The organism is Methylomonas subterranea, from assembly GCF_024505185.1.
Taxonomy (GTDB): Bacteria; Pseudomonadota; Gammaproteobacteria; order Methylococcales; family Methylomonadaceae; genus Methylomonas; species Methylomonas subterranea.
This window is the reverse complement of sequence record NZ_JANIBJ010000006.1, coordinates 1-16,981: the sequence shown is the minus strand read 5'-3', so window position 1 is coordinate 16,981 and position 16,981 is coordinate 1. Positions and strand designations below refer to the sequence as shown.

The window sequence follows — 16,981 nt, the reverse complement described above, 5'->3', positions numbered from 1 at the left end:
TTTGTTCTTCAGGAACTGCAGGACAGCATGGAGCAACCCGCGCGTTGTTTAGCCCAATCCGGGCGTTTTTCGGCGAAACGCTGCTTGCCGGCTTGTTCGGTATAAGGACGGCGCAGCACCTCCAGCAATTGCCAAACCTCGCTGAAGTCGCCTTGTTCCGCCAAGTCGATGGCTTGTTGCGCCAGATAATTACGCAACACATAGAGCGGATTGACTGCATCCATGGACTGTTGGCGCTCGATGCGCGGCCGTCCGTCGCGTTGCAAGCGACCCTGGTAGATCTTGAACCATGCGTCGGCCAGGCTTAGGGTTTCCGCGGACAAGGGCGCATAGGCGCAGGCCTCGAGATGCGCCCGAAAATCCGCAAGGGCGCTATCGGCTTCGATGGCGGACAAGCCGCGATAGAACAGCGTCATATCGGTTTCCGCTGCCTGGAGCAAGCCGGCCAATTCAGCTGTCAGACTTTGGTCGACGGCCGGGTCGAAAGCGGTCAAGCCCAACTTGTCCGCCTGCATGCGCTGCCAAGTTTGCTCGAAGGTTTGGGTAAACACCGTCAGGGCGTCCTGCAGGGGCTCGGCTTTCAGAATCAGGGGATAGAGGGCGTTGGCTAATTGCACCAGATTCCAGTAGGCAATTTTGGGTTGGTTACCGAATCGGTAGCGCCGACCCTGGGCATCGGTGGTGTTGGGCGTCCAATCCGGGTCGTAATTTTCCAGCCAGCCATAGGGGCCGTAGTCGATAGTCAGACCCAGGATGGACATGTTGTCGGTATTCATGACCCCATGCACGAAACCCACCCGTTGCCAGTGCGCTATCATTTCGGCGGTGCCGCGGCAGATTTCCGCGAACCATTGCAGGTAAACCGCTTTGCCGGGTTGACCCAAATGCGGGAAGTCGGTTTTGATGGTGAAATCGACCAGTTGTTTCAGGGTTTCCAGGTCGTCTCTCGAAGTAAACAACTGGAAATTACCGAAACGGATAAACGACGGCGCCACCCGGCATACCACCGCACCCGGCTCCAGTTGCGGGTTGCCGTCGTAAAACATGTCGCGCACCACTTGTTCGCCGGTCAATATCACGCTCAGTGCCCGGGTGGTCGGCACGCCCAGATGATGCATGGCTTCGCTGCAGAGAAATTCGCGTATCGACGAGCGCAACACCGCCAAGCCGTCGGCGCTACGCGAATAGGGCGTGGGACCGGCGCCCTTCAGTTGCAAAGTCCAACGCCGGCCTTGCCGGTTGACGACCTCGCCCAAATTGATGGCGCGGCCGTCGCCCAGCTGCCCGGCCCAATGACCGAATTGCTGGCCGCCGTAATTCATGGCGTAGGGCTCCATACCGTCCAGCAAGTGATTGCCGGCAAATACCTGGCAAAACACTTCGGATTGGCAAGCAGCTTCCGACAAATCCAATTCGCCGGCCATTTCCCTGGAATACGCCACCAGCCGCGGCGCCTTGACGGCCTTGGGCGACACCCGCGAATAACAACTTTGATAGACCTGCCGGCGGTAATTGTCGGCTTCGGGGTCGCCGGGCAACTCGCGGACAAAACGGTTATCGAAAGTCAAAGTATTGAAAAGGTTGTCGTTGGCTTGAGTCGGCATGGCGTTATGACGAAAATCAGTTTCGGTTGGAGGCGGGAAGCGGCTAAGATAGTGTTACCCGCACTTTATAACAATCGTTCAAGCAATTGAGGTTCATTTCATGAAAAAACTGTTTCCTAAACGCAGCACGGCCGCTATCAAATTCAGTTGGTTATTGTTACTCGGCGGCGTGGCGGCCAGCCAGCTGACCGGTTGCTTTACGGTCGGGCAGGAGTTTGCCGGATCGCGGGTACCCGAAATCAAAATCGGTCAAACCACCCGGCAGGAGATCACCGATATTTTCGGCCGACCCTGGCGCACCGGCATGGAAGACGGCAAGACTACCTGGACCTACGGCATCTATAAATACTCCCTGTTCGGTGCCGACGACACCCAGGATTTGTTGATTCGCTTCGACCCGCAGGGCGTGGTGCGGTCTTACACCTTTAGCTCTACCCGCAAGTAAGTTTTGGGCTTGAGCTATGGCGATGAGCCGGTTTTTCCGGGCTTGAGCGCGCCGACCAGCAACAGCGTCAAAAGGCAAAACAGCGCGCCGGCGTAAAAAGTCGCCGGCGCGCCGTGGCGGTCCCATAGCCAACCCGCCAGTACGCTGGCAAGCAGCATGGCGATACCGCCGATCAGATTGAAAAAACCGTAGGCCGTGCCGCGCAAATCCGCCGGAGCGGTATCCGCCACCATTTTGGCCAGCAGACCCTGGGTCATGCCCATATGTACACCCCATAGCGCAACCCCGGCCAACAGCGACGGCCAGTCGACGCTGGCAGCCAACACCAAGTCGGCGGCTATTAAAACCATCAGCCCCCAGGCCAACAATTTAGCCGGGTTGATTCGGTCGGACAAATGCCCGAAAGGATAAGCGCTGGCGGCATAAACGATGTTCATCACCACCATCACCAAGGGTACCCAGGCGATCGGAATACCGCTTTGCTGGGCGCGCAACACCAAAAAGGCTTCGCTGAAGCGGGCCAGGGTAAATACGGCACCCATCGCCACCACGCCCCAGTAAGGCCGGCTCAAGCGCCGCAGGTTCCGTTTGCGGATCGGATTACTCCGATGTGGGTTGCCGCCACGGGGCGGTTCGCGGACGCCTATCAGCAGCAGCAAAACGGCCAGCAGGCCGGGTATGACCGCCATCCAAAACACGGCGCGAAAATCGTCGGCCCACAACAGCATCAAGGCCACGGCCAGCAGGGGACCGAGAAAGGCACCCACCGTATCCAGCGATTGCCGTAAACCGAAAGCGGCGCCGCGAATTTCCGCCGGAGCAATATCCGCCACCAGCGCATCCCTGGGCGCGCCGCGAATACCCTTGCCGATCCGGTCTATCAATCGGGCGGCCAAAACCATGCCGCTGCCGGCGGCGATGGCGAACAAGGGTTTGGTCAGCGCGCCCAATCCATAACCCAGCAGCGCCAAGCCTTTGCGCTTGCCCAGATAATCGCTGAGCGCCCCGGAAAAAATTTTCACGATCAGCGCGGTGGCTTCCGCCACCCCTTCGATCAAGCCTATGGTCAGGCTACTGGCGCCCAGACTGCTCACCATGAATAATGGCAACAGGGCGTGAATCATTTCCGATGAAATATCCATCAACAGGCTGACGCAACCCAGCGCCCAAACCCCCCTGGGAATACGCCGCCAGACCAGATCAGCCCTGGGTTTCAATGGCGACAGACTTGCCCAGGGGGATTAACGCGAACCAAACACGACTATGGTCTTGCCGTGCGCGGTGATCAAGCCCTTGTCTTCCAGTTCCTTCAACACCCGGCCGGCCATCTCCCTGGAACAACCGACGATGCGGCCGATTTCCTGCCGGGTGATATGCAGTTGCATGCCGTCGGGATGGGTGATGGCATCCGGCTCCTTGGTCAGATCCAGCAAGGTACGGGCGATACGGCCTTCCACGTCCATGAAAGCCAAGTCGCGGTATTTACGGCTGGTGATCAACAGCCGGGTGGACAGCTGTTCGCCGAGGACCGTCAGAATTTCCACCGCATGTTCGCGCAATTCCGTGTTAAGCAAGGACTTGAAGCGATCATAGCCGATTTCAGCCATATGGCTGGCGGTGCGGGTTTTTACGTATGCGCTACGGATTTCGGCATTTTTGAACACGCCGATCTCGCCGACGAAATCGTGTTTGTTCAGATAGGCCAAAATCAGTTCATGACCCTCTTCATCCTCAACGCTGACGCTGACCGAGCCGTCGACGACAAACAAAAGTTTATCGCCTATATCCCCGGGTCTGACGATGGTTAATTTGGCCGGATAACTGCGCACGTGGCAAACGTGTAAAAACGCTTCCAGCGCTTCCGGTGAGATTTTATTATTTTTTTTAACCAAGCTCATTTGTCATAATCCATTCCAATCCAAGTGCGGATACCCTAACGAAATGAGAAGTAATTTGCAAAAAAAACAATTCATGGCCGGGTATCGTTGTAAAATCCGCAGCATTTTTATTTTCCGGGATTCAACATGCAAGCAACAGTGAAATGGATCGACGGGCGCTTATTCGTCGGCGAGTCCGGTAGCGGCCACGCAGTGGTGATGGACGGTCCGCCCGACCATGGCGGTCGCAATATGGGAGTACGGCCGATGGAAATGCTTTTATTGGGCGTGGGCGGCTGTTCCTCGTTCGATGTAATCGATATTCTGCAAAAAGGCCGGCATGACGTCGTCGATTGCGTTACGGAACTGACCGCGGAACGGGTCGATGCCGTTCCCGCGGTTTTCAGTAAAATTCACTTGCATTTTAAAGTGACCGGCAGAAATTTAGCCGCCGCCGCGGTGGAGCGGGCGATTAAATTGTCGGCGGAAAAATATTGCTCGGCATCCATCATGCTGAGCAAGGCGGGTGTTGAAATTAGCCATGATTTTGAAGTGATAGAGGGTTGAGCGGTTGAGCAAATTACAATTACACGGGTTTAACAACCTGACCAAGTCGTTGAGTTTCAACATTTACGATGTCTGTTACGCGCCCAAGGAGCAGGAAAAAGCCTATATCGAATATATCGACGAGGCCTATAACGCCAAGCGACTGACGCAAATTCTGAAGGATGTGGCCAACATCATAGGCGCGCAGATTTTGAACATCGCCCACCAGGATTACGACCCGCAAGGCGCCAGCGTCACCATGCTGATTTCCGAGGGCGCCACGATTCCGGCCGGCATGAACTCCGAGTCGCCCGGCCCCTTGCCCGACACGATTTTGGCGCATCTGGACAAAAGCCATATCACCGTGCATACCTATCCGGAAAGCCATCCGGATACCGACATCTGCACCTTTCGGGCCGATATAGACGTCTCAACCTGCGGGCAGATTTCGCCGTTAAAAGCCCTGAATTACCTGATTCACAGCTTCGAATCGGACATCGTCATCATGGATTACCGGGTGCGCGGCTTTACCCGCGACATTTCGGGCGAGAAACACTATATCGATCACAAGATCAACTCGATCCAGAATTACATCGCCGAAAGCACCAAAGAGCTTTACCAGATGATCGACGTCAACGTGTACCAGGAAAACATCTTCCACACCAAAATGATGCTGAAGGAAACCGAGCTGGAAAACTATCTGTTCGAAAAGGAAAGCAATTTCAGCGACGATGAAAAACTGGAAATTCAGGAACAGTTACAGGAAGAGATGGCCGAGATTTTCTACGGCAGAAACTTCAGTTAGTAGCCTGTCGGACGCCCCCGTTAACCGGCAAGGATTCCGCCCACAATATAACTTCCAAATTCTGTTCCCTGCCCCCTCGGCGGCTGTCGTAAAAGCCCCCCTTTCCTTGCGGGAGAGGGAGAGGCTTAGGGACGGAATCCTAAGCAGTTGAGCAATAACGGCAAGGTAGCCCGCCATTCCGCTATCGGCTATTGCAAGAGCGCCTCAATCGCAAGCCGGCACGGGCAAGCCAAGCCGATGGCTGATGCCTTGAAAGCCCAACAGCAAAACGGACCCGGCGAAAGGGCTGCCTAGAGTTGAAACCCTTCAATCCGTATTCGCCACCACGATGGCCCGCGTTGGCGCGGGCAAACCCTCGCAGGTCAATTGCGGATTATCCGGGTGCAAAAAATCCCGCAGGGAGTTGAAACGCATCCATTCGGTACTGCGCTGCTCATCGACGGTGGTCTTCGTCACATCGCATAAGCTGATGTTTTTAAAGCCGCAGCGACGCATCCATCTCATCAGTAACTCGCAGCTCGGCAAAAACCATACATTGCGCATTTGCGCATAGCGCGATTCGGGAAACAACAGGGTATCCATTCCGCCCTCGACAACCAGGGTCTCCAGCACCAGTTCGCCTCCCGGCCGCAAACACCCCTTCAATTCCAGCAGGTGATCGATGGGCGAGCGACGATGGTACAAAACACCCATGGAAAACACCGTGTCGAATAATTTCATTTCACCCGGCAGTTGTTCCACTCCCAGGGGCAGCAGATGGATTGGCGCATCCGCTGCGTAAAGCTTGCGCACCGCCTGAAACTGCATCACGCTCAACAGAGTCGGATCGATACCTATAACCAGTCGCGCGCCGGCTCCCAACATGCGCCAGCAGTGATAGCCATTGCCGCAGCCGATGTCCAAAACCGTGCGATTGAGCAATGGGGCGATGTGAGGCGCCAATCGGTCCCATTTCCAGTCCGACCGCCATTCGGTATCGATGTCGACCCCATACAGCCGATAAGGCCCTTTTCGCCAGGGATGCAGTTTTTGCAAGCCCTGGATCAACTGCTGTCTTTCTTGCCGGGACAGGTCGGAGGGCAGGCCGATGGAAACCGCGTCGCGCAAATCGACGTCGCTTGGCTTGGGATTGGGTAATTCAGCGACCGCGTTCAGCCAAGCGGCCAAATCGCCGTGGCCTCGCTGGTCGAAAGCCTCCGCCAACTGACCGGGCAGCCTTTGCGCCCAATCGCCGGCACCCAAGGATTCCAACACGCGGTACAAGGCACTGTAAGCCTTCATTTCAGCGCGATCATGGAAGCGAAATTAAAATATTGAAACCATATTTCCGCGCTGGCGAATCCCGCCGCCACCAGGCGCGAGCGATGCGTCCGGAACGATTCCGCCAACAGCACATTCTCCAACGCCGATCTTTTTTGGCTGATTTCCAAATCGCTGTAGCCCTGCATTTTCTTGAAATGATGATGCATTTCCACTTGCAGGGCTTGCTGCCGCACGTCTTCGAACGCTAGTTTCTCGGACAAAATCAACACCCCGCCAGGCAGCAGGCCTCGATAAATACGCTCCAACAGCGCCAGTCTGTCGGCCGGAGGGACGAACTGCAGGGTAAAATTCAGTACCACCACCGACGCCCGCTCGATGACGACGTCGCGAATATCGGCGCATAGAATATCGATAGGCGGAGCGGATGAGTTGGCGGGCAGGTTTTGCTTGAAACGTTCCAGCATCGCCTCCGAATTATCAATCGCCACTATCCGGCAATCGGCGGCCGTAATCCGCGCGCGCATGGCCAATGAAGCCGCGCCCAGCGAGCAGCCCAGGTCATAACAATTGCTGCCGGGTTGGCTGAAACGGCCCGCCAACAAGCCGATGGCGGAAATGATGGCGCTGTATCCGGGCACCGACCGCTGGATCATGTCCGGAAAGACATTCGCCACCGCATCGTCAAATTTGAAGCTAGTTATTTCGCCAAGCGGATTGGCATAAAGAGAGTCTTTTTTGAATGGCATGGGGAAATACTCCCCGAAGATAACTCCGGGGAGTAAAAGAGCTTAGGAATGATTTTGCGCTGAAAGCGCTTCGGTGTTGCGTTTGGCCAACTGGTTGATGACTTCCCGCAAGGAACCGGTACGCTCGACTTCATTTTTGAAACTGGTCCGGTAGTTGGTCACCAAGCTGACGCCTTCAATCAGAATGTCGTATACCTTCCATTCACCCTGTTTGAACAGCATGCGGTAGTTCACCGCAATCGGTTGTAAGCCGGGTTGCAATATCTCGGTTTTGACCATGACTTTGCGTTCGTCCTCGTCCGGGTTAAGCGGCAAAAATCTGACCGACCATTCCTTGAACTCCACAAACGCCCTGGAATAAGTCCTGATCAACAAGGTTTGAAATTCCTTCTTGAAGGCTTCTTTTTCAGAGGCCGAGGCATCTTTCCACAGCTTGCCCAATACCAGCGATGAAATCAGATCGAAATCCGCCCGCGGATAAATCACCGAATGCACAAACTCGGTAATCTTACGAAAATCCTTGGTGAAACCGGGATCCTGCATGCGCGCTTTTAATTGGCTGGACGCATCTTCGATGACTTTTTGCGGCTCGGACAAATCGGCGGCAACGGCATTCGTCGCCACTCCGGCATTTGCCAAAAACCCCAGCATCGCAATTAATAAAATTTTCAAATAATGTCTCATGATTGTTTTAACCGCTACATATAAGGTATCGTCGGCTGAAATCGGAACGCTCAAGATCGATACACTGTTACAATAATTCTTAGTATTCGCCAATCCGGCGGGATCGACCAACATCATCAGGCTCTAAAACACCGGACTATTTTACTATGGAAAAGATGTCACGCCCTAAAGACTTTTTCCCCGCCACCCGCATGCGCAGAATGCGCTACCAAGCGTTTTCCCGCCGCTTGATGCGGGAAAACCGCCTATCCGCCGATGATTTGATTTGCCCCCTATTCGTCATTGAAGGACAGAACCGCCAGGAAAGCGTTGCCTCCATGCCGGGTGTAAGCCGCTTATCCCTGGATTTATTGCTGAAGGAAGCCGAATCCCTGCTGGCACTCGGCATACCCGCCATTGCCTTGTTTCCGGTGGTGGACGCCGCGCAAAAATCGCTGGATGCAGACGAGGCCTTTAATCCGGAAGGCTTGGCGCAACGTAGCGTCCGGGCCTTGAAAGCCGCCTTTCCGGAACTGGGCGTCATTACCGATGTAGCGCTGGACCCCTTTACCTCCCATGGACAGGACGGCCTGATAGACGCGCGGGGCTACGTCGTCAACGACGAGACGGTGGCGGTACTGTGCAAACAAGCCTTGTCTCACGCCGAGGCCGGCGCCGACATCGTAGCGCCTTCCGACATGATGGACGGCAGAATCGGCGCCATCCGGCAAACCCTGGAAGCCAACGGCCACGGCAACACCCGCATTCTGGCCTATTCGGCCAAATACGCCTCCAGTTTTTACGGTCCCTTCCGCGACGCCGTCGGCTCCGCCGGCAATCTGGGTAGCGGCAATAAATACAGCTACCAAATGGACCCGGCCAATTCCGACGAAGCAATGCGCGAAATCGCCCTGGACTTGCAAGAAGGCGCGGACATGATCATGGTGAAGCCGGGCATGCCCTATCTGGACATCATTCGCCGCGCCAAAACAGAATTCGGCGTTCCGACCTTCGCTTATCAGGTCAGCGGCGAATACGCCATGTTGAAAGCGGCCGCGCAAAACGGCTGGCTGGACGAAAGGCAAGTCGTGCTGGAATCCTTGCTGGCCTTCAAGCGGGCCGGCTGCGACGCCATCCTGACCTACTACGCCAAAAATGCGGCGCGGTGGTTAAGTTCTTAATATTTCACTGGGGGAGAAATCATGAACATGCAAGAAGAAGCGGATGATTTGGAAGAACTCATTCATCCGCGCCATTTCGGCCTGGAGCAAGCCATATTCATCATCATGTTGCTGCTATCGCTGCTGGGCATGGTCGTTACGGACTTTTCCCGCCACGACGGCTACGGCTACTGGCTGATCATGGTGCTGGTGTTCGGTGTGTTATCGATTTTCGTCTCCTGGCTGCAATCGAAACGTAGCGAGATAGAATTCGGCGACATCGTCAAGGAACAGGCTTCGCATTGGCTGCTGACATTATTGATCGTTGTCGCCGCTTTTTTGGTACAAAAATCCGGGCAGCTCACCGAAACCAGCGCCAGTTTGGTCATTTTGCTGTTGCTGGCCATGGCGACCATGCTGGACGGCAAGCGTATCGGCTGGCAATTCACCCTGATAGGTTTTTATCTGGCGGGCAGCGCCATCATCATCGCCTATGTCGAAGCCTTCATCTGGGCCTGCGGCGGACTGGGCGTTGCCGTGATCATCGGGACATTTCTCTGGAAAAAATGGGTCATCAAATACCGTGACAATAACGAAGACTGAGCACTACGCTGTTTTCGGCCACCCAATCAGCCACAGCAAATCGCCGCGGATTCACGGCTTGTTTGCCGAACAAACCCGGCAACGAATCTACTATGCCGCGCAAGACGTGGCTGCCGACGCCTTCAAAGCCGCCGCCGACGCCTTTTTCGCCGACGGCGGCAAGGGCCTGAATTGCACGGTACCGCTGAAGGAGTTGGCTTGGCAATACGCCGGCCGGCTTAGCGAGCGGGCCCGGAAAAGCAAGGCCGTCAACACCCTGGCCCTGCAAGCGGACGGCGGCATATGGGGCGACAACACCGACGGCATCGGCTTGCTGAACGATTTAACCCTCAACCACGGCATAAACTTATTGGACAGCCGTATCCTGATCCTGGGCGCGGGCGGCGCCACTCGCGGTATTTTGGCGCCGCTGCTGGAGCAGCACCCCGCCTGTATCGCCATCGCCAACCGTACCTTGGAAAAAGCGGAAACCATAGTCAACGAATTCGCCGATGCCAAACTTTCCTGCTGCGATTACGCCGGCTTGGCCGGGCGGCAATTCGATTTGATCGTCAACGCCACCTCCGCCAGCCTGGGCGGCCAACTGCCTCCGCTAACCGACGATTTATTGGCGGCAAGCGGTTGTTGTTACGATCTGGCCTACGGCAACCAAGCGACCACGTTTGTGCGGTGGGGCATGGCCCGGCATGCCCGCAAAAGCCTGGACGGACTGGGCATGCTGGTGGAGCAGGCCGCGGAAGCCTTCGCCCTTTGGCGCGGCATTCGTCCCGATACCGCTCCGGTCATAGCGTTGCTGAACCGCGAACGGCAAATCCCGAATTCGTTCAGCTAACCATAGCCCCATGCGTGTAGTGCAAACAAAATCGACTATGCTTCCAAGCAAAATACACGCACTATCCCTTGGAATGATATGGCTTCAATAAAAGGTTTTTTCGACAAACTGAGTTCGGCAAAGCAAGCGCGCTTCGGCCAGAAAGTCACCCCGGATATTCTGGAGCAGCTATTTCCCATCAGGAATCTCAGCGAAGAAATACGCCAAAGCTTCGCGTCGGAAACCCATGTCGAATTGATCGACGGCGGCACCACCTTATTCACTGTCAACAGTCAGGCGGATTGCGCGATTTATCTGATTTTCGGCAGCATCCAGCTTACCGATCAAAACGGCCGTAGCTATAACATAGAAGCCGGCAGCGCCCAAGCCAAGTTCCCGATTTGCAGCGGCAGCAAACACACCACGACCGCCGTGGCGCAATCCGATATCGGCATACTGCGGGTCTCTCTGAAAATCATGTCCACCCGCAACCGCTTCCAACACAGGGCGCTGGAGATCCCGGAAAATCTGCGCGACAATCGGCTGCTGGCCTTGTTTGCGGATCATTTTCAAAATCATGAACTGGACATTCCATCCTTGCCCGAAGTCGCCATCAAATTGCGCAAGGCGATCCAGAAAGACGTCAACCTGGACGTCGCAGTCAACATCATCCAACTCGACCCGGTCATTTCGGCAAAATTGATCGAAGTGGCCAATTGTCCGCTGTACCTGACCGTGGTGCCGGCCAAAAACTGTCTGGAAGCCGTCAACCGTATCGGCCTTACCGCCACCCGTAATCTGGTCATCGCGCTCAGCCTCAAGCAGATTTTTAAAAGCAAATCCCACTCCATCAAACAGCGCCTGGAAACACTCTGGAAACAAAGTCTGTATTTATCCGCGCTGTGTCACGTGTTGGCCGCGTCCAGCCAGCAGGCCAAGCCGGAAGATGCCTTGCTGGCGGGACTGGTTTGCGACATCGGCAGCATCCCGTTTTTAAATTTTGTTGCCAACCTGCCCGACGAATTCATTATCGAAAGCGAAATCGAACAGGCCCTACCGTTGGTGGTCGCCCCGCTAAGCGCCACCGTGCTGAGGGAATGGCAGTTTGCCGACGAATTTGTCGATGTCGCCTTGAATTCCCGCAATTGGTATGAAAATCTCGGCGAAGAATTTTCTCTGACCGACGTTGTGGTGCTTTCAAGGCTGCACGCGCTGATCGGCAACAAAAACAACTCCGAGTTACCCGCCATCACGGCCATTCCCGCCGCCAGCAAACTCAAGGGAATAGCCCTATCGCCCGAAAACACCCTGTCCATCCTTCATGACGCCAAACACAAAATTCATGAAGCCCTGGCGATTTTCAACAGCTAGATTTATGTTTTGGAAATTTCTAAAAAAAGACGCCGAACAGCCCGCCGCCAGCCCTCATCCCAGGCGCGCTGCCGCGGCGACCCTGCCGTTGGCGTTTTTACAGAAACTGGTGCCGGTGGGCGCGCTCCCCGCCGAGGAATTGCAAGCCCTTGATGTTTCATTGGAAAATTTCACGCCAGGCCAGATTATCTTTAACCGGGGAGAAAACGCCGACTCCCTGATGTACCTTTATTCCGGCACGGTGTTCCTGGAAGCGGCAAACGGTAGCGGCCATACCGTCGAGGAAGCTACCTTTACCGCCTACCACCCCTTGTCTTCAAGTACCGACCACCAATTCAGCGCCATCGCCAAATCCGCCACCCGCATAGCCTATTTACCGCTCTCGGCTTTGCAGCATGGCGCCAAGGCGGTCCTTGGCAAAAGCCCGCTGGATAATGCCGCATCCGTGGCGCCGGGGTTGGCCGACAGCGATTTCTTCCATGCCTTTTGCGCGGCATTCCGCCGCGACCAGCTGCGCTTGCCCAGCTTGCCCGATGTGGCGTTCCGCTTGCGCAGCGCCCTGCAAAAAGACATCAGCATTGCCGATGCGGTCAAAATCATCAACCTCGACCCGGTCATCGCCTCCAAACTGATACAAGTCGCCAACAGCCCGCTTTACCGCACCGTCAACCCCATTTCCAAATGCCACGACGCCATCAATCGTCTGGGGCTGAAAACCACGCAAAATCTGGTCACCAGCATCAGCCTGCACAACCTGTTTCGCAGTCATAACAAACTGCTCAACAACCGCGTGCAACAGCTCTGGCGGCAAAGCATACAGATAGCCAGTCTCAGCTATACGCTGGCCGGCATGGCTAGGAAAATCAATCCAGACGAAGCGCTGCTGGCGGGTCTCACGCAAAATATCGGCGCATTGCCCATCATCACGTTCGCCGAAAGCGTCGACAATGTGGCTTATACCGAACAGGAACTGGATAAAACCATCGAAGCCCTGCAAGACGTGGTAGGCGAATTCATTTTGAAAAAATGGCATTTCCCCGACAGTCTGTTAAAAATTCCCAGCCAATCCGGCAACTGGTATTACGACGCCGCCCCGGAACTGCAAATGAGCGACATCGTTCTGCTGGCCCGCTTTCATGCTCAACTCGGCAACCGGCAAACCCAAAAACTGCCGCCGCTGAACACCTTGCCGGCGTTTGTCAAATTCGGCGAAAAAACCCTGACGCCGGACATGTCTTTGCAAGCCTTGCAGGAAGCCAAGCAACAAATCGCCGAAGCCCTGAGTTTTTTCAGAACCTGACGTCATAAAAACCGACCGAATCAAACCCATTCATCCGCCGCCAACCGAAAACAACATTTATCAGCACAATACGCCACCAACCGCCATGACCAATCCTTTGTTAGAAAACACCGAACTGCCGCAATTTTCCAAAATTCTGCCCGAACACGTGGAGCCCGCCATCGACCACCTGCTCAATGCCGCCCGGCAAACCATCGCCGAGCAACTGGCAACCGGCGGCCCCTATCGCTGGGATAATTTGATCGCCCCCATCGACGAAGCCGAAGACCGCCTGAACAAGGCTTGGTCGCCGGTCAGCCACATGAATTCCGTGGTCAATAGCGACGCCATGCGCGATGCCTACAACGCCTGCCTGGGCAAACTCAGCGAATACTCCACCGAAGTCGGGCAAAACCGCGCCCTCTATCAAGCCTACCGCGCCATCCGCGACAGCGCGGACTTTGCCGGCCTTGACCGCGCCCAGCAAAAAATCGTCAACAACGCCTTGCGCGATTTTCATTTGTCCGGTGTCGACTTGCCGACCGACAAACAGGCCCGCTACAAGGATATCAATCAGCAATTATCCAAGCTGGCCAGCCAATATGAAGAAAACCTGCTGGACGCCACCAATGCCTGGCACAAACACCTCACTCATGTCGACGATTTGGCCGGCCTGCCCGAATCGGCACTGGTGCAAGCCAAACAACTGGCGGAAGCCGACGGCAAGCAAGGCTGGTTGATCAACCTGCAATTTCCGTCCTATCTGGCGGTGATGACATACGCCGACAATCGCGACCTGCGCCGCGAACATTACGAAGCCTTCTGCACCCGCGCCTCCGACCAAGGCCCGCACGCCGGCCGCTGGGATAATTCCGACATCATGGAACAGATCCTGGCCCTGCGCCACGAAAAGGCCCAACTGCTGGGTTTCAACAATTACGCCGAATATTCCCTGGCCACCAAAATGGCCGAATCCACCGATGACGTGGTGAAGTTTCTGGAGGATCTGGCCGACAAATCCTGGCGCCAAGCCCGCCGCGACTTGGCCGAACTGAAGGAATTCGCTGCTTCGGAACACGGCCTGCAAGACCTGCAAGCCTGGGACATCGGCTATTACTCGGAAAAAATGCGCCAGCATTTTTATCAATTGTCGCAGGAAGAAGTGAAAACCTACTTCCCCGCCGACCGGGTGATTCCGGGCCTGTTCGCCATCGTGGAAAAACTTTACGGTTTGCAAATCGGCGAAATCAAGGACTTCGACACTTGGCATCCCGATGTGCGTTTCTACCAAATTTTGGACGCCGCCGGCCAATTGCGCGGCCGCTTTTATCTGGACTTATACGCCCGCGCCAAAAAACGCGGCGGCGCCTGGATGGACGATTGCGTGTGCCGCAAAAAAACCGCCGCCGGCCTGCAAACCCCGATTGCCTACCTGACCTGCAATTTCACCCCGCCCGCCGGCAGCGCCCCCGCCTTGCTGACCCACGACGAAGTGCAAACCCTGTTCCACGAATTCGGCCACGGCTTGCACCACATGTTGACCCGGATCGACCATCTCGGCGTGTCCGGCATTAACGGCGTGGAATGGGACGCAGTGGAACTACCCAGCCAGTTCATGGAAAACTGGTGTTGGGAAAAACCGGCGCTGGCCCTGATCTCCGGCCATTTCCAAACCGGCGCGGCACTGCCGGACAGCCTGTTCGACAAAATGCTGGCGGCGAAAAACTTTCAGGCCGGCATGCTGATGGTCCGGCAATTGGAATTCAGCTTATTCGATTTCAAGATCCACCAACACTACGACCCGGCCAAGGGCGGGCGAATTTATCAAACCCTGCAACAAATTCGAGATCAGGTCGCCGTCGTCAAGGTACCGCCGTTCAACCGTTTCGCCCACAGCTTCTCGCACATTTTCGCCGGCGGCTACGCGGCGGGCTATTACAGCTACAAATGGGCGGAAGTTCTGTCAGCCGACGCCTTCTCGCTGTTTGAGGAAAAAGGCATCTTCGACCGTGCCACCGGCGAGTCGTTTTTACACCATATTCTGGAACAGGGTGGCAGCGACCAAGCCATGAACCTGTTCAAAAACTTTCGCGGCCGGGAGCCGAATATCGATGCCTTGTTGAGACACAACGGCATTGCCGCCTGAGCGTCGAATCGTCCATTGCGGACAGGCTCTTACACCAGCTTGGCCAGCAGGGCATCCCTTGCCTGTCTGGTCAGCTTGCCGGTCGGATTGCGGGGAATGTTCGCAACGAAATGGATTTTTCTGGGCAGAAACACTTCATCCAGATAGGGCTGCAAGCCGGCGCGGATTTGCTGTTTTTCCAGCTTGCTCACCACCACGACGGCCAATCTGTCTTCGCCGTCGTTGCCGGCGAGCTGATAGAAAAACCCGTCCTCCACCCCGTCCAGGTCCAGCAAGCGGCGATTCAGCTCGCTTAACGAGGACCTTTTTCCGCCTATCTTGACCATATCCTCTTGCCTGCCCAACACGGCGAAAGTATCTTGCCCCTCCAGGTTGATCCTGTCGGGCAATGCCACCGACTCCGGCAAGTGCGCGGCCCGCAAGCAAACCCGGCCCAGGTCGTCCCGCCGCAGCCGGCAGCCCGGATAAAGCCGCCATAAACCGTCCTGTAATGTCTGCCTGTGCGCGAACGACAACGTTTCGGTGCTACCGTATATTTCGACCGGCGATTGCCCCAGAATGGCGCGGGTTTCACCCGCCAATTTATCGGACAAGTTATCGGTAGCCGAAATGACGCCGCTCAGATTGTGCCAATCCCCCCCGCTCAGGTGCCGCAAATGGGTGGGAGTGGTGACCAATACGGCCGGCCAGCCGGCATCGTTGACGGCTTCGCGGATGTCTTCCGGGAAGAAGGGCCGCCGGTCGTACAGAATCAGACGGGAAAACAAGGGCCAAAACACCGAAGTTTCCAGTCCATACATGTGTTGCGGCGGCGTGGTCGATATCATCAGGCGGACCTGATCGCCCAAACCCAGGGCGCCGACGGCCATGCCGGCCGAAATCCTCAGTGTTTCCAGGCTATGCTCGGAAGCCCGCGGCCTGCCGCTGCTGCCGGAGGTAAATGCGATCAAGCGCGCGGACGGCCAAACTATCTCCAGCGGCCGACCGCTGTGTTGGGCACCGTCCGGCGCGGGCACCTCAAACCAATCGATGTCCGCCAGACCCGGGTCACGGTTGCCGGCGATGTAAGCGTCGGGATAATCCACCAGGATTTCCCGAATGGTCGCGGCTTGCTGGGATGGCGGCAACAGACACACTTGTTGCCGGCTGGCGGCGGCCAGCAACGTGATGCAAAACAAATAGCGGTTTTCGCATAAATTGAACACATGGGCGCGCTCGGGCAAAACGGCGGCTAAGCGCCCGACATCCGCCCACAACTGATTCCGGCTGATTACCCGGCCGGCAAACACCGCAAAGGCTTCATCCATCACTGAAAACATGGCGCTGAACGACCTCGGTGGCTTGCATAAAGTGTATGTTGACTAATTTCTAAGCGATACATTGTACTTTATTGAGCCATGGGCGAAATAAGCTTGGCTGGCTGGATCATGGCGGTCTTGTCCCGACCCCTGTGTGTAGTAACCAAAGTCAGCTGGCTGCATAAGTTGTTAATAGCAACCATAATGCAACCACACTTGCTTTCAGAGGTAACACTGTGCCCGCCTTGACCATCAAAAACATTCCAGACTCGTTATATGAACAATTGAAATCTGCTGCCGAACTGCATCGGCGTAGCATCAACAGTGAGGTCTTGGTTTGTCTTGAAAAGGTATTGGTTGCTAA

Annotated in this window: 17 protein-coding genes; 10 read left to right on the top strand and 7 right to left on the bottom strand. The window is 55.8% G+C overall.

Going from position 1 to position 16,981, the window contains the following annotated elements; all coding sequences use genetic code 11:
* Positions 1 to 8: 8 nt before the first annotated feature.
* Positions 9 to 1,604 (bottom strand): protein adenylyltransferase SelO, encoded by a 1,596-nt coding sequence (locus tag NP590_RS04455; RefSeq protein WP_256601042.1) that lies wholly within the window; start codon positions 1,602 to 1,604, stop codon positions 9 to 11.
* A gap of 100 nt (positions 1,605 to 1,704) precedes the next feature.
* Between NP590_RS04455 and bamE the strand changes: the two genes are divergently transcribed.
* Positions 1,705 to 2,049, top strand: a complete 345-nt coding sequence (bamE, locus tag NP590_RS04450) for an outer membrane protein assembly factor BamE domain-containing protein (protein ID WP_256601040.1) — start codon at positions 1,705 to 1,707, stop codon at positions 2,047 to 2,049.
* Between the two features lie 14 nt (positions 2,050 to 2,063).
* Here bamE and NP590_RS04445 read toward each other — a convergent pair whose 3' ends face one another.
* Positions 2,064 to 3,266, bottom strand: a complete 1,203-nt coding sequence (locus NP590_RS04445) for an MFS transporter (RefSeq protein WP_256601039.1) — start codon at positions 3,264 to 3,266, stop codon at positions 2,064 to 2,066.
* 24 nt (positions 3,267 to 3,290) lie between these two features.
* Positions 3,291 to 3,947, bottom strand: coding sequence for a cAMP-activated global transcriptional regulator CRP (crp, locus tag NP590_RS04440; protein ID WP_256601038.1), 657 nt, complete (start codon positions 3,945 to 3,947; stop codon positions 3,291 to 3,293).
* A gap of 126 nt (positions 3,948 to 4,073) precedes the next feature.
* Between crp and NP590_RS04435 the strand changes: the two genes are divergently transcribed.
* Entirely contained in the window at positions 4,074 to 4,493 is a 420-nt protein-coding gene (locus NP590_RS04435; protein ID WP_256601037.1) for an OsmC family protein, read from the top strand.
* Positions 4,494 to 4,497: 4 nt separating this feature from the next.
* Positions 4,498 to 5,277, top strand: coding sequence for an adenosylmethionine decarboxylase (speD, locus tag NP590_RS04430; RefSeq protein WP_256601035.1), 780 nt, complete (start codon positions 4,498 to 4,500; stop codon positions 5,275 to 5,277).
* Between the two features lie 306 nt (positions 5,278 to 5,583).
* Here the strand turns inward: speD and cmoB are convergent, their stop codons facing one another.
* From cmoB to NP590_RS04415, 3 genes are read right to left on the bottom strand one after another with little or no spacing between them, the layout of a single operon-like run.
* Complete coding sequence (gene cmoB / locus NP590_RS04425; RefSeq protein WP_256601034.1) at positions 5,584 to 6,558, bottom strand: tRNA 5-methoxyuridine(34)/uridine 5-oxyacetic acid(34) synthase CmoB; 975 nt, start codon at positions 6,556 to 6,558, stop codon at positions 5,584 to 5,586.
* Positions 6,555 to 7,286, bottom strand: coding sequence for a carboxy-S-adenosyl-L-methionine synthase CmoA (gene cmoA, locus NP590_RS04420; protein ID WP_256601032.1), 732 nt, complete (start codon positions 7,284 to 7,286; stop codon positions 6,555 to 6,557). The genes cmoB and cmoA overlap by 4 nt, the downstream gene beginning before the upstream one ends.
* Positions 7,287 to 7,328: 42 nt before the next feature.
* Positions 7,329 to 7,937, bottom strand: coding sequence for an MlaC/ttg2D family ABC transporter substrate-binding protein (locus NP590_RS04415; protein ID WP_256601155.1), 609 nt, complete (start codon positions 7,935 to 7,937; stop codon positions 7,329 to 7,331).
* Between the two features lie 179 nt (positions 7,938 to 8,116).
* Between NP590_RS04415 and hemB the strand changes: the two genes are divergently transcribed.
* From hemB to prlC, 6 genes are all read left to right on the top strand, one after another.
* Positions 8,117 to 9,130 (top strand): porphobilinogen synthase, encoded by a 1,014-nt coding sequence (hemB, locus tag NP590_RS04410; protein WP_256601030.1) that lies wholly within the window; start codon positions 8,117 to 8,119, stop codon positions 9,128 to 9,130.
* Between the two features lie 21 nt (positions 9,131 to 9,151).
* A complete protein-coding gene (locus NP590_RS04405; protein WP_256601029.1) occupies positions 9,152 to 9,712 on the top strand; it encodes a hypothetical protein in 561 nt (186 codons plus the stop codon).
* Entirely contained in the window at positions 9,699 to 10,544 is an 846-nt protein-coding gene (aroE, locus tag NP590_RS04400; RefSeq protein ID WP_256601154.1) for a shikimate dehydrogenase, read from the top strand. The genes NP590_RS04405 and aroE overlap by 14 nt, the downstream gene beginning before the upstream one ends.
* Before the next feature lie 78 nt (positions 10,545 to 10,622).
* Positions 10,623 to 11,894, top strand: a complete 1,272-nt coding sequence (locus NP590_RS04395; protein ID WP_256601027.1) for an HDOD domain-containing protein — start codon at positions 10,623 to 10,625, stop codon at positions 11,892 to 11,894.
* Between the two features lie 4 nt (positions 11,895 to 11,898).
* Positions 11,899 to 13,194 carry an HDOD domain-containing protein gene (locus NP590_RS04390; RefSeq protein WP_256601026.1) on the top strand — a complete coding sequence of 432 codons (1,296 nt, stop codon included), beginning with the start codon at positions 11,899 to 11,901 and terminating at the stop codon, positions 13,192 to 13,194.
* 85 nt (positions 13,195 to 13,279) lie between these two features.
* A complete protein-coding gene (prlC, locus tag NP590_RS04385) occupies positions 13,280 to 15,319 on the top strand; it encodes an oligopeptidase A (RefSeq protein WP_256601025.1) in 2,040 nt (679 codons plus the stop codon).
* 29 nt (positions 15,320 to 15,348) lie between these two features.
* Here the strand turns inward: prlC and NP590_RS04380 are convergent, their stop codons facing one another.
* Positions 15,349 to 16,638 carry an AMP-binding protein gene (locus NP590_RS04380; protein WP_256601024.1) on the bottom strand — a complete coding sequence of 430 codons (1,290 nt, stop codon included), beginning with the start codon at positions 16,636 to 16,638 and terminating at the stop codon, positions 15,349 to 15,351.
* Between the two features lie 215 nt (positions 16,639 to 16,853).
* On the opposite strand from NP590_RS04380, the gene NP590_RS04375 reads away from it, so the two are divergent.
* The coding region (locus tag NP590_RS04375) for a FitA-like ribbon-helix-helix domain-containing protein (RefSeq protein ID WP_256601153.1) at positions 16,854 to 16,981 on the top strand (128 nt) is incomplete at its 3' end.

Excerpts from the sequence above, each read along its gene's own strand:
- cmoA (WP_256601032.1), bottom strand. The coding sequence starts at position 7,286 with ATGCCATTCAAAAAAGACTCTCTTTATGCCAATCCGCTTGGCGAAATA.
- prlC (WP_256601025.1), top strand. The coding sequence starts at position 13,280 with ATGACCAATCCTTTGTTAGAAAACACCGAACTGCCGCAATTTTCCAAA.
- NP590_RS04390 (WP_256601026.1), top strand. The coding sequence starts at position 11,899 with ATGTTTTGGAAATTTCTAAAAAAAGACGCCGAACAGCCCGCCGCCAGC.
- crp (WP_256601038.1), bottom strand. The coding sequence starts at position 3,947 with ATGAGCTTGGTTAAAAAAAATAATAAAATCTCACCGGAAGCGCTGGAA.
- hemB (WP_256601030.1), top strand. The coding sequence starts at position 8,117 with ATGGAAAAGATGTCACGCCCTAAAGACTTTTTCCCCGCCACCCGCATG.
- NP590_RS04415 (WP_256601155.1), bottom strand. The coding sequence starts at position 7,937 with ATGCTGGGGTTTTTGGCAAATGCCGGAGTGGCGACGAATGCCGTTGCC.
- NP590_RS04405 (WP_256601029.1), top strand. The coding sequence starts at position 9,152 with ATGAACATGCAAGAAGAAGCGGATGATTTGGAAGAACTCATTCATCCG.
- NP590_RS04435 (WP_256601037.1), top strand. The coding sequence starts at position 4,074 with ATGCAAGCAACAGTGAAATGGATCGACGGGCGCTTATTCGTCGGCGAG.
- NP590_RS04455 (WP_256601042.1), bottom strand. The coding sequence starts at position 1,604 with ATGCCGACTCAAGCCAACGACAACCTTTTCAATACTTTGACTTTCGAT.
- bamE (WP_256601040.1), top strand. The coding sequence starts at position 1,705 with ATGAAAAAACTGTTTCCTAAACGCAGCACGGCCGCTATCAAATTCAGT.
- NP590_RS04380 (WP_256601024.1), bottom strand. The coding sequence starts at position 16,638 with ATGTTTTCAGTGATGGATGAAGCCTTTGCGGTGTTTGCCGGCCGGGTA.
- NP590_RS04395 (WP_256601027.1), top strand. The coding sequence starts at position 10,623 with ATGGCTTCAATAAAAGGTTTTTTCGACAAACTGAGTTCGGCAAAGCAA.
- cmoB (WP_256601034.1), bottom strand. The coding sequence starts at position 6,558 with ATGAAGGCTTACAGTGCCTTGTACCGCGTGTTGGAATCCTTGGGTGCC.